The organism is Gammaproteobacteria bacterium (assembly GCA_041395725.1).
Classification (GTDB): Bacteria; Pseudomonadota; Gammaproteobacteria; order Pseudomonadales; family Pseudohongiellaceae; genus NORP240.
In genome coordinates this window covers 2144555-2170194 of record JAWKZW010000001.1, presented here as the reverse complement: position 1 = coordinate 2170194, position 25640 = coordinate 2144555, and the positions used below count along the sequence as shown (strand labels likewise).

The following is a 25640-nucleotide window of genomic DNA, read 5'->3' as shown; positions in this document are numbered from 1 at the left end:
CGCCAGCACACAGAACAGAGTAATAAACGCACCCAGGCGCAGCCCTCATTCAGTCTGAACAGTGAGTGCGTTCATGTTCGCTCACAGGCCTGGCGTGCCGTCAGATCGTCTGGCAAAAAAGCGATTGTACCGATACGCTCAGCCTCAGATCAGTCGGTGGCAAAACAATACAACAGGCCGGCGCCACCGACACTGACAAGGTTCTCCTGGGTGCAGCCGGGCGTACCGTGGGCTGAGTTCCAGGGTGACCCGGGCGTGGTAAAGGAATAACGGTCCGCGTGGCCCACCCTGGCGCTGCCGTCGCTGTTGCTTGTCCAGTTGTTACAGGTCTGATCCTGCCCGGCCGGATAGGCAGTGCCGTCTATCCGGGAGCCCGTCAGGACGTCATGCACGGTGAAATCAGGATCACCATCGATACGGGAGGCGAACTGATTACCGTTCTCGTCCAGGGTAAATTCCCAATTGAAGTTCGAATTGTCGTAATGCAGGCTCTCGACACTGGTAGCCATGACCAGCCCATTGGCGTTAGCCCACGGACCTGACCCGATGCGGTCCCGGGCATTGACCGCGCCGGGGCCCTGGGTGCTCAGATACGCAGCCCAGGTGCGGTGGCCGGCACCCGCCGCCCCGGCCAGCGCCTGGCAGTGGGCATCGGCCCCGGCCAGACCACCCAGATTGCCCCCGTCGCCAAGACCGACGCTGGTGATGAAAAAACCCATCCCGGGCGTTTCCTCAGCCTGCTGTTGAGCAAAAAGTGACAACCCTGGCAGCGCCAGGACCCCAAGCGCGGCAACACCCGCGGCGATAATCTGCTTATTACGTGCCATAAGTTCGTCCCCTGCTGATGGTTATTGATTTACAGACAGTGAAATTAAAGTATCGCCGCGCGGCAACAATGTCCAGCCTGGGGGCTGGCGTGGCCGATGAGAGACGAACGCAGTCGGATGGAAAGAGTAAATACAGCCAATGCCGCCATTATCCGCTACGGATTGTTTTCCAAAACCTGTGAATATTCGGCCCCCGTATTATTACTAAGGCCCAATTTGTTGTATGCTCCGCTTGAGGAACCTCTGGTTAGTTACCACGATGCTCTGGTGATTAACCAGAGGTTCCTTAATCTTGCACCCAAAGAGGTTATAACAATGAAATCACGCTTTTCACTAACACCCAGCTCCCTGAGCAGGAAGCTTCTGGGCCTGGGTTATCTGGCGGCCGTTATGGGGCTCACACCCCAGGCAGGTATGAGTCAGAACCTGGTCACCGACGATACCGTAGAGTGGTACACCCTGGGTGGCGACTATGCCCATACTCGCTACACCCCTGCCGATGAAATCACGGCCGAGAACTTCAGCCGGCTGGAAGTCGCCTGGGAATGGGACGGCGCCAGCTATGGCGGGCAATCCGGCCGCTCAACGCCTACCTATGTGGACGGCAAACTTTTCACCGTCTCCGGTGCCCGCCGACACGTAGTGGCCATCGACCCCAAGACGGGCGAAACTTTGTGGTCCTACCGCCTGCCGAACACCGGCCGCTGGGAATATTCCATGCGCGCCTCCTATGGTAAGGGCATCGGTTACTCACGCATTAATGGCAAAGGGGTGGTCTACATCTCCACGCCAGGCTTCTTTCTGGTGGCTCTAGATGCCAACACTGGCGCCCCGCTGGAAGGATTCGGCCGTCAGGTTCCGATCGATGGTTTCCCTGAGACCGGCGTAGTGGATATGCTCGCCGACCTGGGACATCCCTATGATGTGTACGAGGGAATTCCACTGGAAGTAGGCTACATCACCACTTCCTCTCCACCGATCGTCGTCAATGACACTATTGTTGTGGGTAACTCTGCCGAGCAAGGCTACCTGCAATCAAGAGTTGAGAACGTTCCTGGCGACATTCTGGCCTACGACAAGGTCACCGGCGAATTCAAATGGAAATTCAATGTGATCCCACGGCCGGGTGAATATGGCCATGAGACCTGGGAAAACGACGCCTGGCAATGGACCGGCGACGTCTCGTCCTGGGCTCCCATCACTGCCGACCCTGCGAATAATCTCGTCTATATTCCCACCAACCCACCGACGATCGATTACTACGGCGGATTCCGCCCGGGTGACGGCCTGTTCGGCACCAGCCTGATTGCGCTGAATTCTGAAACCGGTGAGCGTGTCTGGCACTATCAGACGGTAAAGCACGATGTGTGGAACTATGACAACCCGGCGGCACCGATTCAGCTGGACCTGAATATCCCCGGCCGGGGACCGGTTGCTTCGGTATCCCAGGTTACCAAGCAGGGCTTTGTTTACGCTTTCGACCGCATGACCGGTGAGCCACTCTGGCCAATGGTCGAACGCGCCGTACCTGCCTCGGAAGTGCCTGGCGAGAAACTGGCAACAACACAGCCTTTCCCGACCAAGCCACCGGCTTTCGAAATGCAGGGCATCAGTGAAGAAGACCTGATCGACTTCACGCCGGAACTGCGCAGAGAAGCCCTTGAAGTAATGGCCAACTACGATATGGGCCCCCTGTTCAATCCGCCCATTCACGCAGGCAATGCCGCAGGCAAGATAAGTGCGGCCATGTGTCCCGGTGACGGTGGCGGTGCCAACATCACTGCACCACCGGTCGCAGACCCGACCACAGGATTTCTCTATGTGTCCTCGGCGCGAGCCTGCAGCTGGCAACGAGTCATTCCTGGCGAAGAGGCGGATCTGCGCATCGCCGCACCGACCGGAGCCACGTTTGCAGCCTATGCTAACGATCGAGCCGGCCGTCCGCCTCGTCTCGCTTCAGGCCTGCCTTACTTCAAGCCTCCGTACAGCACGATCACAGCGTTCGATATGAACACCGGTGAGATTGCTTTCCAGATTCCAAACGGTGAAACCCCCGACCGTATCCGCAACAACCCGGCTCTTGAGGGCGTGGATGTCGGTGATACCGGAACTGGTAATCAGGTACCTATGGTGACTACGGCAAACCTGCTTATCTATTCAGATCTGGACCACGATGGGACCCCCCTTCTCTATGCGCTCGATAAAAAGACCGGCGAAGAGTTAGGGCGGATCGAAGTACCAGCGCGAAGCCGCTACGGCATGAGCTCCTGGATGCACGATGGACATCAGTACATCATCCTGCAGACAGGAGGCAAGCTCACTGCCATGGCAATGCCTGAAGCACAGGTACAGGCTGGAGCAGCACACTAGACTGTAGTCTGGCGTAACACGCCGAACAGGCAGGTCTAAGAGTAAGAAAAAGGGCGGAAGGATAATTAATCCTTCCGCCCTTTTTGTTGGGCTTCCAAACGGTACGTTTTTACTCAGGCCGATTATTACAGCTTTAAGGAACCGCTGTTTAATTCCTCACAAACTTGTAGACAACCTGGTCGCCAACGGAGGCACCCCAGATTACCCCGTCATCGTCCACGGCGATCCCTTCCGGAAAACTGGTACCGCCAGTTGGACTCGGGTCAGGAATGAAATCGGTGATAGTGCCGTCCAGCCTGCCCACATAGATGCCCCGGTGCCATCCCGGGTTGTAACCGTACTGACCTTCGGCGGCACGGGACTCGGAGTCCACTGCATACAGCGTATCCCCAAGAATACGAATACCGCTCGGTCGTCCCCAGTGCGCCCAGATTGCAATAAGTTCGCCTTCAGGGGAGAGAACCTGCAGGCGATTGTTGGTGCGATCACCCACATACATCCTGCCCCCGGCATCCACGGCAATAGCATGGGGCCCCTCGAACTGCAGTGGTCCGTAACCTTTCTCACCCCAGGCCTCGATGAATTCGCCTTCGGCTGTCATATGGACGATACGGCGATTCGATTCGGGATTGATATGGCCATCGACAATGTAAAGTGAACCGTCCGGTCCAATAGAGAGATCAGAGGGCTCATTAAACTCACCGGGCCCATCGCCACGAATACCCGGCTTACCCAGGGTAAGCAGCAGTTCTCCCTGCTGATTGAACTTGAAGATCTGGTTACCCTTCTCTCCATCAACCACACCGGCGTCTATCAACCAGAGATTGTCGTCGTCATCCACGATAACGCCGTGGGGCCAGACGAACATACCACCCCCGAAACTGAACAGAAACTCCCCCTCAGGGCTGTACTTCAGGACAGGATCGACACCCGATTCCAGGCAGGCACCATTGTTACCACCGCAGCGTTCGAAGACCCAGACATTGCCCTGCGAATCCACATCGATTGCATTCCCGGAACCCATCTGACGGCCGTCGGGCAAGGTGATCACATCCACGTAGGTCGTATAGTTATTCGGGTAATCAGGTAGAACAGTGTTCTGATTGGGATCCTGCTGTGCTGAAGCTGAAGCGGCAGCAAAGGCCAACAGCAGGGCACCAATCTTCGGGCAGTATGCCACCGCATTTGCAGACGCCAATTGGCAGCTCAATGAATTGCTTTTTCTAATCAGGGGAATCATGGGCACCTCTCTTTTTTGAAATACGGCAGTTTTCAGACCCTATTAGCCTGACCGCTTGAATCATAGTAGGATATCAACCAATGCAACAGGATTTGTCGTTCACCCTGCCTTTCGATTTTCTTACTGGCTCAAATGACTTCCGCAGGGCAACTGCGGCCCTGCCACCCTACACGCCCGCAATAAGCAGGCACCGGATCTGCTGTGTTATTGGCGAGAGGGGTGATTTGAAGTCGCGTGCCCGAATCTGCGTTGGAGTTAGCTGAATATCCCGGTTTAACGCTGTACTCCTGCCGTTCGCACCAGGGCAGGACCGCCGGGGCGAGCACCGATGAACATCAATTACCGTGCTGCTTCGATTTACTCTGAATCTGAAAATTGGAGTGTGGGCACCAGAGCAGATACAATCCGCATTGAATCCCTCTTAATACAAAAAAGAAATAGCTTTTATGTCACCAACTCGATCCCCTTTCCGGGCAGGCTCTTGCTCAACCCTTGGTATTGTCTTTTTTTCTTGCATCTCGCTCGCTGGGATTTCACCGCCTGTGACGGCACAATCGGACTCAGGGCTACCGGATTGGCTCTCTCTGGATTTCGAGCAGCAAACCAGGTTTCAGCACCTGGACGGCCAGTTTCGCGCCGGCCTGGAAGGCAGCGACCAGGGCATTGAATGGCGCAATACTCTCAAGGCGGATGCAGAGTTCGAGGGATTCTCGGTAACGGCTGAAGTAGCCGACATGCGTACCTATCTGGTAGACCGCGATTCGCCTCTCGATAGTTTTACCAACAATCCAATCGATATCCTGCAAGCCAATGTGACCGTACCGTTCACCGGTTTGTTCAGTGAAGAAGATCGGGGCTTTATCAAGATCGGCCGCTTCACGATGGATCAGGGCAGTCGTCGCTTCGTTTCGCGCAATCGCTTTCGCAATACCATCAATTCCTTTGGCGGGGTGTTGGCCAGGCTGGAGAACGGCAATTCTTCCATCGAGCTGTTTTATACCCGCCCCACCACCAGGCGCGTCTCTGGTGACTGGATTGATAACGATCCCCTTCTCGACAAGCAATCCAGTGACTTCTTCTGGGGTGGCTTCTTCACCACTCGGCTGACAGATCAAGCAGACTCACTGCAGGTCTATTTACTTGGAGCTGACGAAAGGCGCGATCGGCCCGCCAACCAGCGCTTCGATGTGCTTAACACTGGTGTCCGCCTGTTTCGGAATCCCACCCCCGGACGCTGGCACTACGATACCGAGGCTTTGTACCAGTTCGGTGATGCACCGGCTCTGGACGCCGATTCTCCGCTGCGGGATCACAAAGCTTACTATCTGCACCTGAGCCTGGGCTATAGTTTCGAAGTGAACTGGCAACCGCGCCTGAGTTTCATCTATCACTATGGCAGTGGCGACAAGGACCCCCTGGACGATGAATCCAACGAACTGGATCATCTGTTCGGTGTGCCACGACCGGATTTCGGACCCACGGGGCTGTTCCGCGCCTTTCAGCGTGTTAACACCAGCTCACCAGGGCTGATGTTGAACCTGCAGCCTGCCCGTAACATCGATGCCTATATCCGGTGGCAACGCCCGTCCCTGGCAGAAGAGGCGCAGGGATGGCGCACCACCCGTTATCGTCACCCTGGCGACCTTGGCGAAGATTTTCTGGGCGATCAGCTGGAAACCCGATTGCGCTGGAACTTTTTTTCCAACAAGCTGACCATCGATGGTGGCTATGTGTGGATCAATGCCGGCCCTTACATGGATCTGGTCAACAAGGGAGATAGCCACTACGTTTATATACAGACCATTTTGCGCCTGTAAGAAAGCGCCGGGGCTTCAGCTGTGCCGCGCGCAGTAAATGCCTGCAGATTTCCGGTTCAAGGAACCTCTGCTTAATTATTGCTTTCACAGGCTGGTTAAAACTTCGATCCGGAATTGATCGACATTCCTTCCATTTAAAAATGGCGTCTGGCAGTGGATCGGGCACACAACAACTCCGAAGCACCAGTTGCAATCAGCAGGTCAGCTTTCAACTCATTCACGATTTTGGAGGAACACTTCAGCACCTACAACATCCGGATTAAAAACAACTAATTGCGGACTGACTACCTCGTTGCTTTCGAAATAATCGTGTTCCCAGGTTTCGCCCTGCTCCTCAATTGCATCTGCGCACCGATAAAGGAATGAAGCCAACTCTCTAAGAGTGGAAGGTTCTGCTAAAATTGTTGCTTCGCTAAGGATTGTCAGCTCGGAGTCGTTTTTCTGTGAACGGCCATATATATTCATTATTCGAATGCCTTAAAAGTGGTGAATAAAGTTCTGCTCGTACTTTTTTACAATTAATTCAGCCTTTTTGACCGACAGCTCTCGACCAGGGCCGATTAATTCACGGTATATAAGATATACTCGAAAAAAATGCTGAGCTGCGCCGAGCCAAGCCCAGCTCTCCTTCACCCCCATTTCCTTTTTTACTTTTCCCCGGCTCGAGTCACTCATTACATCTGCATGCGCCTCCCGGCAGTGCGGCCGACGCCATCATCCATTCTTCAAATGTTTCGCCTTTAGCAAGATGATCACAAAGATCTGAGCTCGGCGTCTTCATTTATAGCGCTTCAAGCAGTTAATTCGTATCAGGATGGTTAAATGTCACGGTTTATCTCATCATGTCTGAATGCCAGATTCCAAACCCCAAAGTCACGGACTCCAACAATTCCGATTATCCCAACAATGAGAGAGCAACAGTGGCGGCCCCGGCTATCGGGAGTAAATAACTGATCAGTCTCGCCCCGGTTACTATCTGACTCAATAAATAGGCCAATGCTGTGATTAGTAACAGGTACGATGCGAGGTCGCGATAATTGATCAGCAGTATTAGACCTGCACACTGCGTGGCACCCAATAGGTAATCCATGGCGCTGGCACTGCGGAAGGCTCTAAAGGCCATTAACAAAAACAGCGCTGCAACCACGATGTAAATTGGAGGAAAATCAGTCATAACATCTTAGCGATGGGGCAAACATGCCATTCAGTATCTTCAAGAAGCCCATATTCTTCTGCAAAGCAGGCATTTTCATAGGAGTCAAAAATATTGTAGATCTGCATGGTGGCTGGCACTTTATCTGTTGAATTGCATTTAAAACTGACCCACTGGGTCATAATTCTCTACAACTCAACAGCCTGCTTGATCAGAGTATCGCTGAGGAGCTTGGTTTAACGTGGCATAGTAACACTGAACCTGTTATCACCATGGGTGTAACCAAGCATGTTACTACGGCGTTTAGATGGCGCAAGAATGAATGCCCATCCCCGTTAATGGGGTAGAGCCCTTGGCTGGACTTGCTGAGAGAGGTGTTTGGTGCCGCCACCAAGAGTCGAACTCGGGACCTGCTGATTACAAGTCAGCTGCTCTACCACGGCTGAGCTATAGCGGCACTAACCAATCTTTTCGTAGCGGGAGCGATCAGGGACTCCTTGCCGACGCTGACCGGGGTCAGCTGCTACTCTCAACCATCACGGCTGAGCTATAGCGGCACTAACCAATCTTTTCGTAGCGGGAGCGATCAGAGACTCCTTGCCGACGCTGACCGGGGCCAGCTGCTACTCCCAACCATCACGGCTGAGCTATAGCGGCACTAACCAATCTTTTCGTAGCGGGAGCGATCAGAGACTCCTTGCCGACGCTGACCGGGGCCAGCTGCTACTCCCAACCTTTGCAGTCAAGTGTAAACGGCGCTGATTATTCTAATCAGGGCGCGCATGGTACACAAGCCCCGCCGGGCAAGTCAATACTGGCCTGCCGGGCAAAGTTATCCTTTGTAATCATTGATCAGCTCTGCCCGATAGGATAGCTTTGAAAGCCGGTATTTATTCACTCGCACGACTCGCTAAACGGGATGCAACACCTTATGACCAGCGCTATCGATACCCCGGCCTGGCAGCAGCTCAAGGCTGCCGCCGACAACCTGCAACAGCAGGGCACCACAATACGCAGCCTGTTCGGAAGCGATCCGCTGCGTTTTGACCGCTTTTCGGTCAAGACGCCGGAACTGGTGTTTGACTACTCCAAGAACCTGGTAACCGGCGATGTTCAGCAGCTGCTGTTTGATCTTGCCGACCAGGTCCAGCTGCCGGTGGCGATAGACCGGATGTTTGCGGGCCAGAATGTCAATCCAACCGAGCGGCGCCCCGCCCTGCATGTTGCCCTGCGGGGTCACCACGTTAACGGGCTGGAAAAGGCAGTGGCCGCCGTGCGGGAGAAGATGGCGGAGTTTGTCGGCGCAGTGCGCAGCGGGAGTTGGAAGGGCTGCGGCGGCGATGCGATTACCGACGTGGTGAATATCGGCATTGGCGGCTCTCATCTCGGCCCGGCAATGATGGTGAGGGCTCTGGAGAATTGCCGTACCGGGAACTTGCGCTGCCACTTCATCTCCAATGTCGATCCGGCGGCCGCCCTGCGGGTTATTTCCGGTCTGCGGCCGGCAACCACTCTTTTTATCGTCGCCTCCAAGTCGTTTTCCACGCTGGAGACCCACCAGAACGCGCTGCTGGCGCGCCGCTGGTACCTGGACAATGGCGGCACTGAAAAAGGCCTCAGCAAACACTTTGTCGCGGTCAGCACCAATATCGAAGCGGCTGCCGCGTTTGGCATAGCAGAAGAGAATATTTTCCCCCTGTGGGACTGGGTCGGCGGGCGTTACTCGCTGTGGTCGGCCATTGGTCTGCCCATCGCCCTGAGCATCGGGATGGACCACTTCCGTGAGCTGCTGACCGGTGCCCATCACGCGGATGAACATTTCCGTACCGAGCCTCTGTCGGACAATATCCCGGTACTCATGGGGCTGCTTGCCGTCTGGTACAGCAGCTTTTTCAATACCACCAGCCAGGTGATTCTGCCTTACAGCCAGAATCTGGAACTGTTTCCAGCGTTTCTACAACAGCTGTCCATGGAGAGCCTGGGTAAAAGCGTCACTCTGACCGGGGATCCGGTCGCCTGTGATACCGGCCTGGTTATCTGGGGGGCACCTGGCACCGATGGCCAGCATTCTTTTCATCAGCTGCTGCACCAGGGCACCCGGATGGTTCCGGCGGATTTTATCGCCGTGGCGAGCGGCCCTGGAGATGCCTACCGGGAACAGCAGGACCACCTGCTGGCCAACTGTTTCAGCCAGAGTCAGGCTCTGATGGACGGTAAATCCCTGGAACAGGCGCTGGCGGAGCTGGCAGCCGCCGGCCTGGACGAGGCAGCGGCGCGGGAGCTGGCACCCCACAAAGTGATAGCCGGCAACCGCCCCAGCAACACTTTCCTGCTCCACCAGCTGACACCCCATAACCTTGGCTACCTGACAGCGTTGTACGAACACGCCGTCTACGTGCAGAGCGTGCTTTGGGATATCAACGCGTTCGATCAGTGGGGCGTGGAACTGGGAAAGAAATTGAGCGGACCCATCTTTACCGCTCTGGCTGGACGCGATGATGTGGGTGAGTTTGATACGTCGACCAACAACCTGATCGCCTTCTGCAAAACCTGGCAAGCGGGTTGAGTCCCGCCTACCTGATGTCCGCCGCCAGCCTCAAACAAGGTCGCAGTTCCGACACACAGTGGTTGTTCGAGCTGTTCCGCGCCACGAACAGGGACTACATCGACTCCACCTGGGGGTGGGATGAGCTGCTGCAACGCGAAGCTTTCTTCACCAACCTGCCGGGAACGCAGTTCCGGATTCTGGAACTCAATGGGAAGGCGGTGGGTGGCTACCACCTTGCCAACAAGCAAGACCATCTGTGGCTGGAGATGATACTGGTGGATCCGGCCTGCCAGCGGCAGAGGCTTGGAACGCTGATGATGCACGAGTTAAAGGAGCGGGCCCAGGCTGCCGGCCTGCCGGTCCGGCTCAGCGTATTGCGCGTCAATCCGGCCCTGCACTTCTATTCAGCTCAGGGCTTTGAAACTGTCGCTGAGGACCAATTCAGCCTGAAAATGCAGTGGCAAAGCCAGGGAGCCTCTGAATAAGTACCACAATGCGCTAGGGTACCTGATCAGAGGCTCCCTGACAGGCTGCTAAATTGGCGCGAGCTTGCGGATTACACCGCCGGTAGTTACAACACCGGGATTCAGGACTCGTGCATTGATACCACGCAATTTCAAGCTTTTGCCTGAGTCCGAATTGACGAACAGCACAGCATTCCGACCAAATCGGCGCTCGAATTTCTTACAGCCCAGATGGGGTTCGCTGGTTACTTCCAGCACCGCCTCTCCCACCTGAATTTTTGTACCGGCTGGTAAATTATCTTCGCTGAGATCGAAGTCAACGAACAACTGGTCACCCGCCAATGGCCAGCGTTGCCGATCACCGGCGCAAATCGCATCAATGACCCGGGAGTTCATCAGGTTGATCTGCATCTCGCGGTGCCGCGGGTGACGCTCCTGCCTGGCCGGCCAGCTAGTGGCCCAGTTATCGCCCAGCAGGCCGAGATCGACACTCAACTCGCCTTGCTGCAGCACTTCCCGCTCATTCACCGTCGGGCGGCGGACAATCATCTCCACCACGCCGCTGGATCGTGGTGACTGACAAATCGATGCCAGAGCATCCTGCAGTGCTGCCCCGCTCACGTGTTCAGGCATGGGGTCAGTACTGATCGGCCGCTGCCCTGATACTGGCGTAAACACGCGTGCTGCCGTCTTTATTAAGCAACACCACATCATAGGGCTGGAAACGACCGCCCATTTCCATTCCGGGACTGCCCACCGGCATACCCGGCACCGTCAGCCCTTTCGCATTGGCCGGCGGATTATTCAGGAACTGCCTCACCAGTCTGGGCGGCACATGCCCCTCGAAGGCATAGCCTTCCGCCGTGACAGCCGTGTGGCAGGACTGCAGTTGGGGCGTGAAGCCATGTTCCAGCTTCACAGCATTGAGATTGGCGGGGTGATGGATGGTGGACTGAAAGCCCCGCTCAGTCATCTGATCAATCCAGTTGGCGCAACAGCCGCAGGTCGGGTCTTTGTAGACATCCAGCGGGGTTGCGCCGGCGTTCTGGGCCAGGGCCCGCAAACTGCCGGCGGAAAGCGCCGCCAGGGCAAATCCTGAGACTGCGTTACCCAGCAGCTTCCTGCGTGTCAGTGGTTTTTTGAACATGGGTGACTCCTGTGACGTTCAAGGCATTTTCCAAGGCATGATCAGGCTGCGTTGAGCGCCGGAGAAAACTGTTAAAAACTCTCGTGGCGCCGCTACCTATCAGCAGAGATCCCCAAGGATAAAACGATTTGCCGGCCCAAGGAAGAGCGGGGCCGCGGATCGACGCGGCCCCGGGCCATTCTGTCCGCCTGCCAGGGCGCGCCGGTCACGCGGCTGATCACGGCGTGCTCCGCTGAAAGCCAGCGGTGCCGACTGTCAGCCGCCGGCCATCATATCCAGTATTTCCCGGGTTTTTGCCTGCATCAGAGCCGTGTCTCCGCGGGATTCCACGTTGAGACGCACTACGGGCTCCGTGTTGGACAGGCGGATATTGAAACGCCAGTCGCCCAGGCTCATGCTGAGGCCATCGGTGTGATCGACCGCTTCCGCCTGTGCCGCGTAATGGGACTCGATTTTCTCCAGCAGCGCCGGCGGATCGCTGATCTCGGTGTTGATCTCGCCGCTGGCCGGAAACGCCGCCATGCGCTCGTTAACCAGTTCCGACAGGGGTTTCCCGGTTTTGCTGATCAATTCGATAACCAGCAGCCAGGGAATCATGCCACTGTCGCAATAGGAGAAATCTCTGAAATAGTGGTGCGCGCTCATTTCACCGCCATAGAGGGCGTCCTCGGCACGCATGCGCTCCTTGATAAAAGCGTGACCGGTCTTACTCTGAATCGCTTCGCCGCCATAAGCCTTGGCAATCTCGATGGTATTCCAGGTCAATCTGGGGTCATGGATGATCTTGGAGCCGGGCTTATGTTCCAGGAAGGCCTGGGCCAGAAGACCAACGATGTAGTAGCCCTCAATAAACCTGCCATTCTCGTCGAAGAAAAAACAGCGGTCGAAATCACCATCCCAGGCGATTCCCAGGTCGGCATCCTGTTCCTTGATTGCATCGATGGTCGGACGTCGATTTTCTTCCAGCAGCGGGTTCGGCACGCCATTGGGGAAGTTACCGTCGACCTGATGGTGTACCTTGATGAAGGAAACCGGCAGGCTGCCCTCAATGGCATCGATCACTGCCCCTGCCCCGCCATTCCCCGCGTTGCAGACGATCTTAAGGGGCTTGATGACTGACAGGTCTATATAGCCCAGCAGGTGCTCCACGTAGGCTGGCTGGGTATTCTGGCGGGTAACCTCCCCCTGCCGGGCTGCCTCGATAAATTCGCCGGATTCGGCAATGGCCTGGATGTCCTTCAGACCCGTATCACCGCTGATGGGCTTGGATTCTTCCCGCACCATCTTCATGCCGTTGTAGTCTTTCGGATTGTGGCTGGCGGTCACAGCAATGCCACCGTCAGCCTTGAGGTGCGCAGTAGCAAAGTACACTTCTTCGGTGCCGCACTGGCCGATGTTGATCACGTCGACACCGGAATCGGTCAGCCCCCGCGTCAGTGCCGCGCACAGGTCCTCGCTGGTCAGCCGGATATCATAGCCCACGACCACAACGGCTGGCTGCAGAAAGGTCGCATAGGCCCTGCCGATGCGATAGGCGATATCCTCATTCAGCTGGTCGGGAATGCGACCCCGGATGTCGTAGGCTTTAAAACAGGCTATCTTGTTACTCATCGCGTTGCTGCTGCCCCACCCTAATAATTTTTCTGATAGAAATTTTCGTAATTGTAGTTGGTCGCTTCCATGAAGCCCTTGACGCTGCCACAGTCAAAGCGCCGGCCTCTAAACTGGTAACCGATAACCCTGCCCTGTTCAGCCTGGCGCATGATAGCGTCGGTGATCTGCATTTCGCCATTTTTACCCGGCGGCGTGGTGCGGATCAGTTCAAAAATGTCCGGGGTCAGAATATAGCGGCCGATGATGGCCAGATTGCTGGGGGCTTCGGCCGGGTCCGGCTTCTCCACCATGGAATTGACCCGCCAGATGCGCTCTTCCTCCATCTCGCCCTCGATGACGCCGTATTTGAAGGTTTCTTCCCGAGGCACTTCTTCAATGGCAACGATGCTGCACTGGTAGCGTTCGTACAGCTTGACCATCTGCGTCAATACGCCGTCCTCCTCCGCCACACAATAGTCGTCGGCCAGGATAACCGCGAAGGGATGTTCGCCGATCAGCGTCTCACCGGTCAGAATGGCATGCCCCAGCCCCTTCATTTCCACCTGCCGCGTATAAGAGAACGTGCAGGTCTCGATGATAGAGCGGATTCCGGACAACAACTCTTCCTTGCCAGTGCCGGCAATCTGGTGCTCGAGCTCGTAGTTGATATCGAAATGATCTTCCAGCGCGCGTTTGCCGCGCCCTGTTACAATCGCCATGCCATGTATGCCCGCCGCCATGGCCTCTTCGACGCCATATTGAATCAGTGGTTTGTCGACCAGCGGCAGCATCTCCTTGGGCATGGATTTGGTCACTGGCAGAAAACGGGTACCGTAACCCGCCGCAGGGAACAGACACTTCTCGATTGTCGCCATTGTCACTCTTCCTCCTGTAGGGGCAGTCAACCCAATCATTGCATAAATTGTTGAGGTCAGGAGCTTTCAGAGTAGTATTTCCAGCGTCGCACGGAGGTTTTTATGGATTGAGCGTAGTCACTCTACGTGATATCCAGAAAAATTGAGTACGGCGCTGGAAATGCTGCTATGGAAGCAGCGAAGCGGTCCTGGGCCAACAATTTATGCAATGATTGGGTTATCTCCCTCTGAATACAGCAAATAGCTTGCCAGTTTAACGTCAGCGGGACTCACCTGCACCAAATAAGGGAACAACAGCGGCTGGCGGCATGCTTCGGCGCACGCCCATGCACCGTCTTAATGCACCGCATTCAAGCCTTCTCGAGACGTCCGTAGACGTCCTCAAACCTGACAATATCGTCTTCCCCGAGGTAGTCTCCCAATTGGACCTCGATCAACTCGACCGGCTCCGCGCCTGGATTTTCGAGTCGGTGAGTGCAGCCAAGGGGCAGGAAAATGGATTCGTTGCTCTTGAGCCGGTGCAACTCCGAATCGCGGGTCACCTGTGCCTCGCCGCGGATAATGGTCCAATGTTCCGCCCTGTGATGGTGCATCTGCAGGGACAATGCCTGCCCCGGATTCACGACGATGTGCTTGACCTGATAGCCTTCGGCATTCTCCAGCGAACGATAGGAGCCCCAGGGGCGATAAACCAGGTCATGATGCCGGCTTTCGCTGCGCTCGGCCGCTTCCAGCCGGGCCACGATCTGCTTGATGCCCTGCACCTGGTGCTTATCAGCCACCAGCACCGCGTCAGAGGTTTCGATAATCACCGTATCCTTCATGCCTACCGCAGCCACAACCCTGGAATTGGCCTGGACGTAGCAATCTGAGACCTGCTCAAGCAACACGTCACCACTCACTACATTGCCGTCGCCGTCCTTGTCGCCCACTTCCCAGACCGCGCTCCAGGCGCCCAGATCGTTCCAGTTGGCGTCAAGGGGCACTAGCACCGCCTCTGCAGTCTTTTCCATCACGGCGTAGTCGATGGAATCGGCCGGACAGGCTGCAAACAGTTCCCGGGGAATCCGCTGGTAGTCCTGATCGCTCTCGATCCCGGCAAAGGCGTCACGACAACAGCGCAGCATCTCGGGATTATGCTTTTCCAGTTCGGCCAGGAAAACCGAGGCCTGAAACATGAACATGCCGCTGTTCCACAGGTATTCGCCACTCGCCAGGTAAGCTTCGGCGGTCGCCAGGTCCGGCTTTTCCACGAACCGGTCAACGGCAAAGACACCGCTTTCCGGTTCCGGTGAGCCTTTCCTTATATAACCGTAACCTGTTTCAGGGACACCTGGCACGATACCGAAGGTTACCAGCCTGCCCTGACGGGCAGCCTGGTCGCCAAGCCTGATTGCTGCATGCAGGGCCTGCTGGTCGCGGATCAAGTGGTCTGCCGGCAGCACCAGCAGTACAGGGTCGTCATCGGACCGAGAGCAGCCCAGGGCCGCCATGGCCACTGCCGGTGCCGTATTGCGCCCCACCGGTTCCAGCATAATCGTGGCATCGGGCAAAGCCAGTTGCCGCAGTTGTTCCGCCACCAGAAACCGGTGATCAGCATTGCAGATCACTACAGGCGCTGCCAGCTGATGCAGCCCGCGCAATCTGGCGAGCGTGTTCTGGAATAGCGTACCTTCCTGGCCGGGAAACTGAATGAACTGCTTGGGCATCAGCGCCCTCGACTGCGGCCACAGGCGGGAACCCACCCCTCCGGCCAGGATTACTGGAACTATCATAGGCATCTACCTGACTGTTGATTGTTTTTCACTCTGTTTGTAAGTAAGCCACGCTATTACTGGCAGCACGTCGCTTCATTGTGTTCTGTAACGGCGGTAGTCTAGCAAACTTCATGGCATCCAAGACGGAACGGGTTCATAGTTAGGAGGTTGCGGAGCAGGCCCGGCCAGCACTTTTGACACGGCGCAATCTTATGATCAATAACCCGGGTGATCGCTGGCAGGAGCTACTATAATCGTCAGGAGGCTTCTATTCTGGTGCCGCCGTGCTCCTGTGCAGAACAGGCCCGGGCGCAGGGGGATCAGCGCCGGCATGCGCCGGGATGAGAGCGACACAGGTCAGAAACCGGTCGATAATTGCAGGCTGTTCCGCTAATATCGCACACTTTTAAAATTTGCCGTCGTTACTGCCGGGGAGCGGGTCCAACCGTGACTGAAAAAAATCCGAATTTCACACCCAGAGACTCCTATGACAAGGATCAACTGATCGAGTGCGGTCACGGTCGCCTGTTCGGAGAGGGTAACGCCAAGCTCCCTATCGACAACATGTTGATGCTGGACCGCATTATCGAAATCAATTCCGACGGCGGAACCCACGGCAAGGGCCGCATTCTTGCCGAACTGGACATCAATCCTGACCTGTGGTTTTTCAAATGCCACTTCCCCGGCGATCCGGTCATGCCCGGTTGTCTGGGCCTGGATGCCATGTGGCAGCTGGTGGGTTTCTTTCTGGGCTGGCGGGGAAACCTGGGCAAAGGCCGGGCACTGGGATCCGGCGAAGTAAAATTCACCGGCGAAATTCTGCCTGAGGCAAGTAAAGTGGTTTATGATATTTCCATGACCCGGGTCATCGAACGCAGGCTGGTCATGGGGATTGCCGACGGCACTGTGGCGGTGGACGGCAGTGTGATCTACACGGCCAAGGCCCTGAAAGTGGGGCTGTTCAGACCCGATCAGAAATTTGAATAAATAGAGATCGATAAACGGGGAAAGCAGAGAAGACAGTCTATGCGACGAGCAGTAATTACCGGCCTTGGCATCACTTCATGCCTTGGAAACGACAAGGAAACCGTCACCAGCTCACTGCGTGAAGGCCGCAGCGGTATACGATTTAACCAGGAGTACAAGGACATCGGAATGCGCTCCCATGTCTCGGGCTCCGTGGACATCGATTTTGCCGAGCTCATTGACCGCAAGCTGCTGCGATTCATGGGCGACGCGGCGGCCTACGGCTACCTGGCCATGCGGGATGCCATTCAGGATGCCAACCTCGACGATCAGGTAGTCTCCAACGAACGTACCGGGATTATCATGGGCGCGGGTGGCTCGTCTACCGAAGACCAGGTCGAATCGGCCGATATCATGCGGGAGAAAGGCCTGCGCCGCGTCGGCCCTTACCGGGTAACCCGCGGCATGGGCAGCACCGTCTCCGCCTGTCTGGCCACCTCATTCCGTATCAAGGGTGTCAATTACTCCATCTCGTCCGCCTGTGCCACCAGCGCACACTGTATCGGTAACGCTGTTGAACTGATCCAGTTAAACAAGCAGGATGTCATATTTGCCGGCGGTGGCGAGGCCGAACACTGGACCCTGTCCCACATGTTCGACGCCATGGGCGCCATGTCCACCCGTTACAACGACACGCCGGAAAAGGCCTCCCGGGCTTTCGACAGTGACCGCGATGGTTTCGTCATTGCCGGCGGTGGCGCTGTGCTGGTGATCGAAGAGCTGGAGCATGCGCGCGCGCGGGGCGCGAAAATTTACGCCGAAATCACCGGTTACGGGGCCACATCGGACGGTTACGACATGGTAGCGCCCTCAGGAGAAGGCGGCAGGAGAGCCATGATAATGGCCATGAAAACCGCCAGTCGGCCCGTTGACTACATCAACACGCACGGCACCAGCACGCCGGCAGGGGACATTGCGGAACTCCGGGCTATTCGCGAAGCCTTCGGCGACAATCTGCCAGCCATCAACTCCACCAAATCACTAAGTGGTCACTCACTTGGCGCAGCCGGTGCGCACGAGGCTATCTACAGTCTGCTGATGATGGAGAACAACTTCATCGCCGCGTCTGCCAACATAGAAAACCTCGACCCGGCGGCGGAAGGCATGCCGATCGTGCTGAAAAGGCAGGATAACGTGACACTTAACTGCGTCATGTCCAACAGTTTTGGTTTCGGCGGCACCAATGCCTGCCTGATTTTCGAGCGTCTTGAAGAGTAAGCGTCAGAAACCCGGCCTCAGCCCGGTCATAAGAGATTATGCCTAAGCAGCTGTTCAACATTACTCTGTCTGTGAGCCTGGCATTCTGGCTGATTACCTCTGCCAGCGCCCAGTTACTTCCCGGTGCCGGCCGCAGCGCCCTGGGTGGCAGCGACAGGCCCCGGCCGTTGCCCCTTGACCAGGCCTTTCCCTTCTTTGTCAGCATCATCGATGCAGACACACTCGAGATTACCTGGCAGATTGCACCGGACCACTACCTGTACCGCCATCAGTTCAACTTTTCCCTGCAGTTGCCCACGACCGCTGAACAGCAGCCGGTGCCCTTTCAACTGCCGGATGGGATCGCCAAGACAGACCAGTTTTTTGGCGCGATCGAAGCTTATTATGAGGGTGTCACAGCCAGACTGTCTGTAGACCCCGCCCTGCCGGCCGGCACCAGCCTGATTGTGGAGTATCAGGGCTGTGCCGACTGGGGGTTCTGCTACCCGCCCCAGGCAACCGCCTACGCCCTGTCCCCCTGAAACCAGTGATTAGCCAGTTTAATGTGTAGAAAAATAATGAAAGTTCGGTAAATTTCTGAGAAAATGCGCCGATCTTATCTAAAGCGTGCTGAATACCAGCTAACTTCGACTGCACTTCCGGCTCAACAGGGTTTATATCGAAACATGGCTCGCATTCTGGTCCTGAACGGGCCCAATCTGAACCTCCTGGGCGATCGGGAGCCCCATATTTACGGCACGGACACCCTGGCTGATATAAACGGGCGCCTGGCGAAACAGTGCGAGAATCAGGGCCATGAGCTGGATTCTCTGCAAAGCAATGCTGAGCACGTTCTGATCGACCGGCTGCATGCAGCCCGCAAGGACGGTACGGCATTCATTATTATCAACCCGGGTGCATTCACCCACACCAGCATCGCCCTGCTGGATGCCTTCCTGGCTGCAGACATCCCCTTTATTGAAGTGCATCTGTCCAATCTGCATCGCCGCGAGCCATTCCGCCAGAAATCCTATCTGGCCAGTGCTGCAGTGGGCACCATCGTTGGCTTAGGCGCCCATGGCTATGAACTGGCCCTGGAAGCGGCTTTCCGCAGGCTGGCCGCGAAAAATTAATTCATCGACAACCCCAGGTGAGACCCGTTAATGGATATCAGAAAAGTCAAAAAGCTCATTGAACTCATCGAGACATCAGACGTCGCTGAAATCGAAATCAGGGAAGGGGAAGAGTCTGTTCGCATAAGCCGCAATCCATCGGCCGCCCCGACCGCGTTCGCTTACCAGGCACCGCCACCGCCAGCCTATGCCCCGCAGCCCGCTCCGGCGGCCGAGCCGGCAGCCCCGGTATCGCTCAGCAGTGAGCCGGCAGCCAAAGGTAAGGCGGTTCTGTCTCCCATGGTGGGGACTTTCTACCGTTCATCGTCGCCCTCTTCACCACCATTCATCGAAGTCGGCCAGACCGTGGAAGCAGGTGACGTGGTCTGTATTGTCGAGGCAATGAAAATGATGAACCAGATTGAAGCCGAGCACGGCGGGGTCGTGGAGGCCATTCTGGTCGAAGACGGTGAGCCGGTTGAGTTCGACCAGCCGCTTATCAGGATCGCCTAGGAGGCTGTCGGACTTAACTGATCGTAACGAGGGAAAGCCGGTTTGAGTCAGATTTTTCGATCTTTTGAGGCGAATAGTTGATCTATTTAACGAAAAAGATCGGGAAATCTGGCCAAATCCGGCTTTTCCGCAGCAGACCAGTTAAGTCCGACAGCCTCCCAGGCCCCAGCTAACCCGGAATAAGTAAACAGCCCATGTTCGATAAAGTACTCATTGCCAATCGGGGCGAAATAGCCCTCCGCGTCCTCCGCGCCTGTAAGGAACTGGGCGTCAAGACCGTAGCTGTGCACTCCACGGCGGACCGCGAGCTCATGCACGTCCGCCTGGCCGATGAATCTGTGTGTATTGGCCCAGCCTCTGCGACCGAGAGCTACCTCAATATTCCCGCGATCATTTCCGCCATGGAAGTCACTGACGCGGTCGCCGTCCATCCCGGTTACGGCTTTCTGTCCGAGAACGCCGATTTCGCCGAGCAGGTGGAAAACAGCGGCTTTACCTTCATTGGCCCCCGGGCCGATACTATCCGCCTGATGGGCGACAAGGTGTCCGCCATTAACGTCATGCGCGATGCCGGCGTTCCAACCGTGCCAGGTTCGAACGGGCCGTTGGACGACAATAACGACCGCACTCTGGCGCTGGCCAAGGAGATTGGCTACCCGGTCATCATCAAGGCGGCCGCCGGCGGCGGCGGCCGGGGCATGCGTGTGGTGCACAGTGAAGCGGCGTTGCTGAAGGCGATCTACGTGACTCAGTCAGAAGCCAAAGCTTTTTTCGGCAGCGGTGTGGTTTACCTGGAAAAATTCCTGGAGAACCCGCGCCACGTGGAGATCCAGGTTATGGGCGATGGCCTGGGCGAGGCCCTCTACCTGGGCGATCGGGACTGTTCACTGCAGCGACGTCACCAGAAGGTTATCGAAGAGGCGCCTGCCCCGGGCATTCCTCAGCGCGTACGTGACGAGGTTGCACAGACCTGTATTCAGGCCTGCAGAAACCTCAAATACAGGGGCGCCGGGACGCTGGAATTTCTCTATGAAGATGAAAAGTTCTACTTCATCGAAATGAACACCCGGGTTCAGGTCGAGCACCCGGTAACCGAAATGGTAACGGGCGTGGATATCGTCAAGGAACAGCTTCGCATCGCCTCTGGCGAACCGCTTTCAATCAAGCAGGAGGACGTCAGAATTCAAGGCCACTCGGTGGAATGCCGCATTAATGCCGAGGATCCGGTGTCGTTCCTGCCGTGCCCCGGACTGGTAAACCTGTACCACGCCCCCGGCGGTCTGGGGGTACGGGTGGATTCTCATCTCTACAGCGGCTACCGCATACCACCCTATTATGATTCCCTGATCGCCAAGCTGATCACCTATGGCGCCTCCCGGGAAGAAGCCCTGGTGCGCATGGAAAACGCCCTGGACGAACTGCTGGTAGACGGAATCAAGACCAATATCCCGCTGCACCGGGACCTGGTCAAGGACCTCGAATTCCGGGCCGGTGGGGTGAACATTCACTACCTGGAAAAGAAACTCTCAGCCTGATGCCCTGGCAACTGCTGCGGCTGCGTATTGCTCCGGCGCAAGCCGAAGAGATGGAACAGCTGTTACTCGACTCCGGCGCCGTGTCCGTGACTCTCACCGATGGCGAAGATCAGCCGGTTTTCCAGACCGAGCCCGGGGCGACACCACTGTGGGACTCGGTGCTGCTCTGTGGCATGTTTACCGCCGAAATGGATCTGCAACCCCTGCTGTCGGACCTGCAGAATCGCCTTACTGACCGGGGCCCGAACGATTCAGCCAGACAGGCAATAGAGCTGGAGTCACTGCCTGATCAGGACTGGGAAAAAACCTGGATGGACCGCTTTCATCCCCTGCAGTTCGGGTCCAGGTTGTGGATCTGCCCCAGCTGGCTCACCCCGCCGGACCCGGACGCGGTCAACATACTGCTCGATCCCGGGCTGGCTTTCGGCACCGGCACCCACCCCACTACGGCGTTATGCCTGGAATGGCTCGAGCAGCAGAACCTGCGGGACAAACTGGTGATCGACTACGGCTGCGGATCGGGAGTGCTGGCCATCGCCGCCGCACTGCTGGGAGCGCGGGAAGTACTGGCAGTCGACAATGACCCCCAGGCCATCCAGGCCAGCGAAGCCAATCGCGCCGCCAACGGCATCAGGGTGGCGCAGCTGTCCTGTTACCTGCCCGAGCAATTCCCCCTTCACTCCTCATCTTTACCCGCCGATCTGCTAATAGCCAACATTCTGGCCGGCCCACTGGAACAGCTCGCTCCCCATTTTGCCGATCTGGTCAGGCCCGGCGGTCATCTGGTGCTGTCGGGCATTCTGCCGGAACAGTGCGAACCGCTGCAGGCGCTTTATCAGCGCTGGTTTGACATGTCGGAACCGGTGGAGCGGGAACAATGGACAAGACTTTCCGGAACGAGACGATATAGCTAGGGGGCTCCCGAAAAAGCACCTTAACGTTCCGGGAGCTTAACCTGTGGCTCATCTGGGAGGCTGTCATACCCCGGACATTCTCCCTGACAGTTTCAGCGGGCTGAAATGTGAAGCAGGGTAAATCTTTTCAAGCCGCGGGTAGCCTGTTGTGGGTCTCGGGTGATATACCTGGCTACAACGGGGAAATTCCAGGCTTTAAAAACGATTGCAACCGCAAATTCTGAAATGGCTCTACATGTAACCCAATGTCCACGTTGTGAATCAACGTTCAATACCAGCGCCCGGATGCTGCAGGCGGCGCACGGGCTGGTAAGGTGTGGGGCGTGCCTGTCCATCTTTGAAGCGGACCAGCATTTTGTCGGTATTCACGGCCAGGCGTCCAACGACGAGCATGAGCAGCAGGGAACCGAATCGGTCTTCATCTCCGCCCCCGGCGACTATTTTAGTCCGTCCGAATTCCTCAAACACGGCGATGAGGAAGGCCAGGGCGAGCAGGAAAACGACTGGGACCAGGAAGAAATTCTTTATGCCAAGTCCGACATCCAGGACAGCGACTTTGACGTCTTCGACGTCGACCCCGAGATTGATCAGTCTCCCGTCAAGGAACAGCTCACCGACAGCAATTTTGATGTCTTCGATGCCGGGGAGTTAGCGGAGAGCAGGCCCGACCCCAGCCTCGAGGAGCAGGATCACGAATTTGACATTTTCGATGCCGGTGAACGGGAGTTCCGCACACCGGTGTTTACCCCTGCCAACGAACCTGCGGGAGGCTCCACCTCTTCGCCCCGTGCCGATGCCCCGACATCCGGAACCCCCGGGTCAGCACCGGTCATCCTGCCGGCCGGCCCGAATGCAGCCAGCCTGCTGGCCAGGCTGAAGAACAGCAAAGACACTGAAGTGATTCTCCCACCCGGGCCCGATTCCGCAACTCTTCTGGCGGCCCTCAAAAAGGCAAACGAGCAGGCAGAAAAAAACGCTGCCGGGAATGAAAACCAGCCGCATGTGGATAGTGAAATCCTGTATGATGACCTGGATTTTGAGCCTGCCGCCAGCGTGTTTCTCGACGCTGAGTCTATTGAAGCGGCAGATCCACCGGGCGAACCTGAACCGAATACGGCCAGCGATTCCGGTGAGGCGGTCTACAACTTTCCTGCCAGCGACCTGGAATGGGAAGAGACCGACGTCGACCTGGACGCGAAATCATTCGTTATATTGCCGGTAGACCCCTACCAGCCTTCTGCTTTCCGGAGTGAAACCGAAAAAATGGCCGACAAGTCGGAGCCCAGGGACAAGCCTCTGCCCACGGACAGTAACGGGTCCGCGGCGGTGCCTGCCAGCGCCACTGGCACGGCGAAAGCGGCCTCTCCGTCCCAGGACGCCCCGCTTGTGGATAGCAGCAAGGAGGAGATCCGCGCCAGAGTGATGTCCACCAGCCTGCACGAGCAGGATGAATCGCTTGAACAGCTGAGCGAAGAGAATCTGCGTGCTATCCGCGATGTGGACACCTCACTGGAACTGGAACACCAGAGCAGAAAACGGCGTTCGTCCAGAATCGTACTTGCCGCCATTGCCTGTCTGCTGGCGGTGTCGGTCTTTGCGCTCCAGTTTTTCTGGCAACGACTGCCCGTACTCAGCCAGGATGCCCGCTTCCGCCCCTGGTATCAGTCTGCCTGCGGTCTGCTGCGCTGCGAATTGCCGCCGTATGTCAATCCCGCCGAAATTCAAACCGACAACCTGGTCGTACGCAGCCACCCGCAACAGGAAGGCTCCCTCGAGCTCAACGCGGTATTTCGGAACCGTGCTGAGTTCCCCCAACCTTTCCCCCTGATCGAGCTGCGCTTTACTGATCTCAACAACACCGTTGTGGCATCCCGGGAACTGCCTCCGGACGAATACCTGCCGCCCGCCCTGCGGGGCATGCCGTTAATGCCGGCAGGTGCCCCCGTCCAGATTACCCTGGAGCTTATCGATCCAGGGCCGGAAGCGGTCAATTACCAGCTGGGTTTCAAGGCCGCGCCACCCAGGCCCGGCTCCTAGCGGTTTTTCCCTTAAACGCGGGTTCATCTTTGACCTTGCGGTCCAGGTGAGTAGAATACTCGATTCCTCTCGACTTTGACCCGAATCATGGAACTGAAGCCATTCCAACTTGGCAGCTTTGTTATCGCCAATCCGCTGCTGCTGGCGCCCATGGCAGGCGTCAGTGACAGTCCGTTTCGTGAAATCTGCAGCGCCAATGGTGCGGGCCTCACTGTGGCAGAAATGCTGACCAGCAATATCGAGCGCTGGACTAATGACAAGAACCGGTTGCGGCAGGTCAAACCCGCGATCGCCGGCCCTCAGATTATTCAGATAGCCGGATCAGATCCGGGGCTGATGTCGGAAGCCGCCATCCTCAATGTCGCCATGGGTGCCGATGTTATCGACATCAATATGGGTTGCCCGGCCAAGAAAGTTCTGCGCAAAGAGGCCGGCTCGGCTCTGTTGAAAAATCCCGCTCTGGTGGAACGGATTCTGCGCGCCGTAGTGGCCGCCGTGGATGTGCCCGTCACGCTGAAGATCCGGACGGGCTGGTGTCCGGAATCCCGTAATGGCGTGGAGATCGCCAGGCTGGCAGAGCAGACCGGCATTCAGATGCTGACGGTCCACGGGCGAACCCGCGCCTGCCGTTTCAAGGGTGAGGCGGAATACGACACCATCGCGGCGATCAAGCAGGCGGTAAACATCCCGGTTATCGCCAATGGTGATATCACCTCGCCAGAAAAAGCCAGGCTTGTGCTGGCCAGGACTGGAGCCGACGGGCTGATGATTGGACGCGGCGCCCAGGGTCGGCCCTGGATTTTCCGCGCCATCTCCCATTACCTGAGCAGCGGCATGGCAGTATCGCCACCGGCCCCCGAGATAGTTGGCAAAACCATTGCATCTCACCTGAGGAAAATTTACGCTCTGTACGGAGATCACAAAGGGGTACTGTTCGCGCGCAAACACCTGAGCTGGTACACGGCTGAGCTGGCGCGGCATCAGAACCCGGACAGTCCCTGCGCCCGGCAGTTCTGGCAGCGTTTCAGCCAGCAGACGACACCCGCCGGGCAGCTTGCTGAGCTCCATGGATTCTTCGGCTCCTTAACTGACAGCACCGTAACCAACGGTGTCATGAATAAAAAAGAGAACAGGGAGATTGCCGCATGACTTCTCAGGAAGACGCTCTGCTCTTCAGAGCCACTCCAGTCGAGGGATTGAGTGATTTCTTCGAATCCGACAAACCGGCCATCCTGCGTGAAGAAGTCAAACGCGCCATGACGATGTATTTCGAACAACTCGACGATCAGGAACCCAGCGATATCTACCAGCTGGTCATGAACGAAGTTGAAGCCCCACTGCTGGAGGTAGTTATGCGGCAGGCGGACAACAACCAGTGTAAGGCGGCTACCATGCTTGGAATAAACCGTGGTACGCTTCGAAAGAAACTCAAACAATACGGAATGTTGTAAACCCAGCTTGACGGAGCCGCCGGCATAATGGAAGCCGACCATCCCGACCAAAACCCAGATCCTT

The 25640-nt window shown here is 56.8% G+C and carries 23 protein-coding genes and 1 tRNA gene; 14 read left to right on the top strand and 10 right to left on the bottom strand.

Going from position 1 to position 25640, the window contains the following annotated elements; genetic code table 11:
• Positions 1-149: 149 nt before the first annotated feature.
• Positions 150-827 carry a lectin gene (locus R3F50_09605; GenBank protein MEZ5490558.1) on the bottom strand — a complete coding sequence of 226 codons (678 nt, stop codon included), beginning with the start codon at positions 825-827 and terminating at the stop codon, positions 150-152.
• Between the two features lie 315 nt (positions 828-1142).
• On the opposite strand from R3F50_09605, the gene R3F50_09600 reads away from it, so the two are divergent.
• Positions 1143-3197: a PQQ-binding-like beta-propeller repeat protein gene (locus R3F50_09600; protein ID MEZ5490557.1), complete on the top strand. Its 2055-nt coding sequence runs from the start codon at positions 1143-1145 to the stop codon at positions 3195-3197.
• Between the two features lie 148 nt (positions 3198-3345).
• Here R3F50_09600 and R3F50_09595 read toward each other — a convergent pair whose 3' ends face one another.
• Positions 3346-4437 (bottom strand): hypothetical protein, encoded by a 1092-nt coding sequence (locus R3F50_09595; protein ID MEZ5490556.1) that lies wholly within the window; start codon positions 4435-4437, stop codon positions 3346-3348.
• 542 nt (positions 4438-4979) lie between these two features.
• Here R3F50_09595 and R3F50_09590 point away from each other — a divergent pair.
• Positions 4980-6254: an alginate export family protein gene (locus R3F50_09590; protein MEZ5490555.1), complete on the top strand. Its 1275-nt coding sequence runs from the start codon at positions 4980-4982 to the stop codon at positions 6252-6254.
• A 213-nt stretch (positions 6255-6467) separates the two neighbouring features.
• Here the strand turns inward: R3F50_09590 and R3F50_09585 are convergent, their stop codons facing one another.
• From R3F50_09585 to R3F50_09575, 3 genes are all read right to left on the bottom strand, one after another.
• Positions 6468-6719, bottom strand: a complete 252-nt coding sequence (locus R3F50_09585) for a hypothetical protein (protein ID MEZ5490554.1) — start codon at positions 6717-6719, stop codon at positions 6468-6470.
• 12 nt (positions 6720-6731) lie between these two features.
• Entirely contained in the window at positions 6732-6929 is a 198-nt protein-coding gene (locus R3F50_09580) for a hypothetical protein (protein ID MEZ5490553.1), read from the bottom strand.
• Between the two features lie 857 nt (positions 6930-7786).
• Positions 7787-7864 (bottom strand) — tRNA-Thr (locus R3F50_09575).
• A gap of 474 nt (positions 7865-8338) precedes the next feature.
• On the opposite strand from R3F50_09575, the gene pgi reads away from it, so the two are divergent.
• Together pgi and R3F50_09565 are read left to right on the top strand one after the other, a co-directional pair.
• Positions 8339-9973, top strand: a complete 1635-nt coding sequence (pgi, locus tag R3F50_09570) for a glucose-6-phosphate isomerase (GenBank protein ID MEZ5490552.1) — start codon at positions 8339-8341, stop codon at positions 9971-9973.
• Positions 9970-10440 carry a GNAT family N-acetyltransferase gene (locus R3F50_09565; protein MEZ5490551.1) on the top strand — a complete coding sequence of 157 codons (471 nt, stop codon included), beginning with the start codon at positions 9970-9972 and terminating at the stop codon, positions 10438-10440. Before pgi ends, R3F50_09565 begins: the two co-directional genes overlap by 4 nt.
• Positions 10441-10488: 48 nt before the next feature.
• On the opposite strand, the gene R3F50_09560 is transcribed toward R3F50_09565, so the two are convergent.
• The 5 genes from R3F50_09560 to R3F50_09540 all read right to left on the bottom strand — a co-directional run bounded on the left by R3F50_09560 (position 10489) and on the right by R3F50_09540 (position 15809).
• Complete coding sequence (locus R3F50_09560; protein MEZ5490550.1) at positions 10489-11052, bottom strand: MOSC domain-containing protein; 564 nt, start codon at positions 11050-11052, stop codon at positions 10489-10491.
• Between the two features lie 4 nt (positions 11053-11056).
• Positions 11057-11566, bottom strand: coding sequence for a DUF411 domain-containing protein (locus R3F50_09555; GenBank protein ID MEZ5490549.1), 510 nt, complete (start codon positions 11564-11566; stop codon positions 11057-11059).
• A 255-nt stretch (positions 11567-11821) separates the two neighbouring features.
• Positions 11822-13177, bottom strand: a complete 1356-nt coding sequence (locus R3F50_09550; protein MEZ5490548.1) for a phosphomannomutase — start codon at positions 13175-13177, stop codon at positions 11822-11824.
• A 20-nt stretch (positions 13178-13197) separates the two neighbouring features.
• Positions 13198-14034, bottom strand: coding sequence for a UTP--glucose-1-phosphate uridylyltransferase GalU (gene galU / locus R3F50_09545; protein ID MEZ5490547.1), 837 nt, complete (start codon positions 14032-14034; stop codon positions 13198-13200).
• Between the two features lie 350 nt (positions 14035-14384).
• The gene (locus R3F50_09540) at positions 14385-15809 is read right to left on the bottom strand and encodes a mannose-1-phosphate guanylyltransferase/mannose-6-phosphate isomerase (protein ID MEZ5490546.1); all 1425 of its coding nucleotides are present in this window, start codon (positions 15807-15809) and stop codon (positions 14385-14387) included.
• Between the two features lie 429 nt (positions 15810-16238).
• Here R3F50_09540 and fabA point away from each other — a divergent pair, with 429 nt between their 5' ends.
• From fabA to fis, 10 genes are all read left to right on the top strand, one after another.
• Complete coding sequence (gene fabA, locus R3F50_09535) at positions 16239-16778, top strand: bifunctional 3-hydroxydecanoyl-ACP dehydratase/trans-2-decenoyl-ACP isomerase (protein MEZ5490545.1); 540 nt, start codon at positions 16239-16241, stop codon at positions 16776-16778.
• A gap of 39 nt (positions 16779-16817) precedes the next feature.
• A complete protein-coding gene (gene fabB, locus R3F50_09530; GenBank protein ID MEZ5490544.1) occupies positions 16818-18035 on the top strand; it encodes a beta-ketoacyl-ACP synthase I in 1218 nt (405 codons plus the stop codon).
• 38 nt (positions 18036-18073) lie between these two features.
• Positions 18074-18556 (top strand): protein-disulfide reductase DsbD N-terminal domain-containing protein, encoded by a 483-nt coding sequence (locus R3F50_09525; protein MEZ5490543.1) that lies wholly within the window; start codon positions 18074-18076, stop codon positions 18554-18556.
• 144 nt (positions 18557-18700) lie between these two features.
• Complete coding sequence (aroQ, locus tag R3F50_09520) at positions 18701-19147, top strand: type II 3-dehydroquinate dehydratase (protein MEZ5490542.1); 447 nt, start codon at positions 18701-18703, stop codon at positions 19145-19147.
• 30 nt (positions 19148-19177) lie between these two features.
• A complete protein-coding gene (gene accB, locus R3F50_09515; GenBank protein ID MEZ5490541.1) occupies positions 19178-19639 on the top strand; it encodes an acetyl-CoA carboxylase biotin carboxyl carrier protein in 462 nt (153 codons plus the stop codon).
• Positions 19640-19833: 194 nt separating this feature from the next.
• Positions 19834-21174: an acetyl-CoA carboxylase biotin carboxylase subunit gene (accC, locus tag R3F50_09510; protein ID MEZ5490540.1), complete on the top strand. Its 1341-nt coding sequence runs from the start codon at positions 19834-19836 to the stop codon at positions 21172-21174.
• Entirely contained in the window at positions 21174-22088 is a 915-nt protein-coding gene (prmA, locus tag R3F50_09505; GenBank protein MEZ5490539.1) for a 50S ribosomal protein L11 methyltransferase, read from the top strand. The genes accC and prmA overlap by 1 nt, the downstream gene beginning before the upstream one ends.
• Positions 22089-22313: 225 nt before the next feature.
• On the top strand, positions 22314-24125 hold the full coding sequence (locus tag R3F50_09500; GenBank protein ID MEZ5490538.1) for a zinc-ribbon and DUF3426 domain-containing protein: 1812 nt from the start codon (positions 22314-22316) through the stop codon (positions 24123-24125).
• Positions 24126-24212: 87 nt separating this feature from the next.
• Entirely contained in the window at positions 24213-25274 is a 1062-nt protein-coding gene (gene dusB / locus R3F50_09495; protein MEZ5490537.1) for a tRNA dihydrouridine synthase DusB, read from the top strand.
• On the top strand, positions 25271-25576 hold the full coding sequence (gene fis / locus R3F50_09490; protein MEZ5490536.1) for a DNA-binding transcriptional regulator Fis: 306 nt from the start codon (positions 25271-25273) through the stop codon (positions 25574-25576). Before dusB ends, fis begins: the two co-directional genes overlap by 4 nt.
• Positions 25577-25640 lie beyond the last annotated feature (64 nt).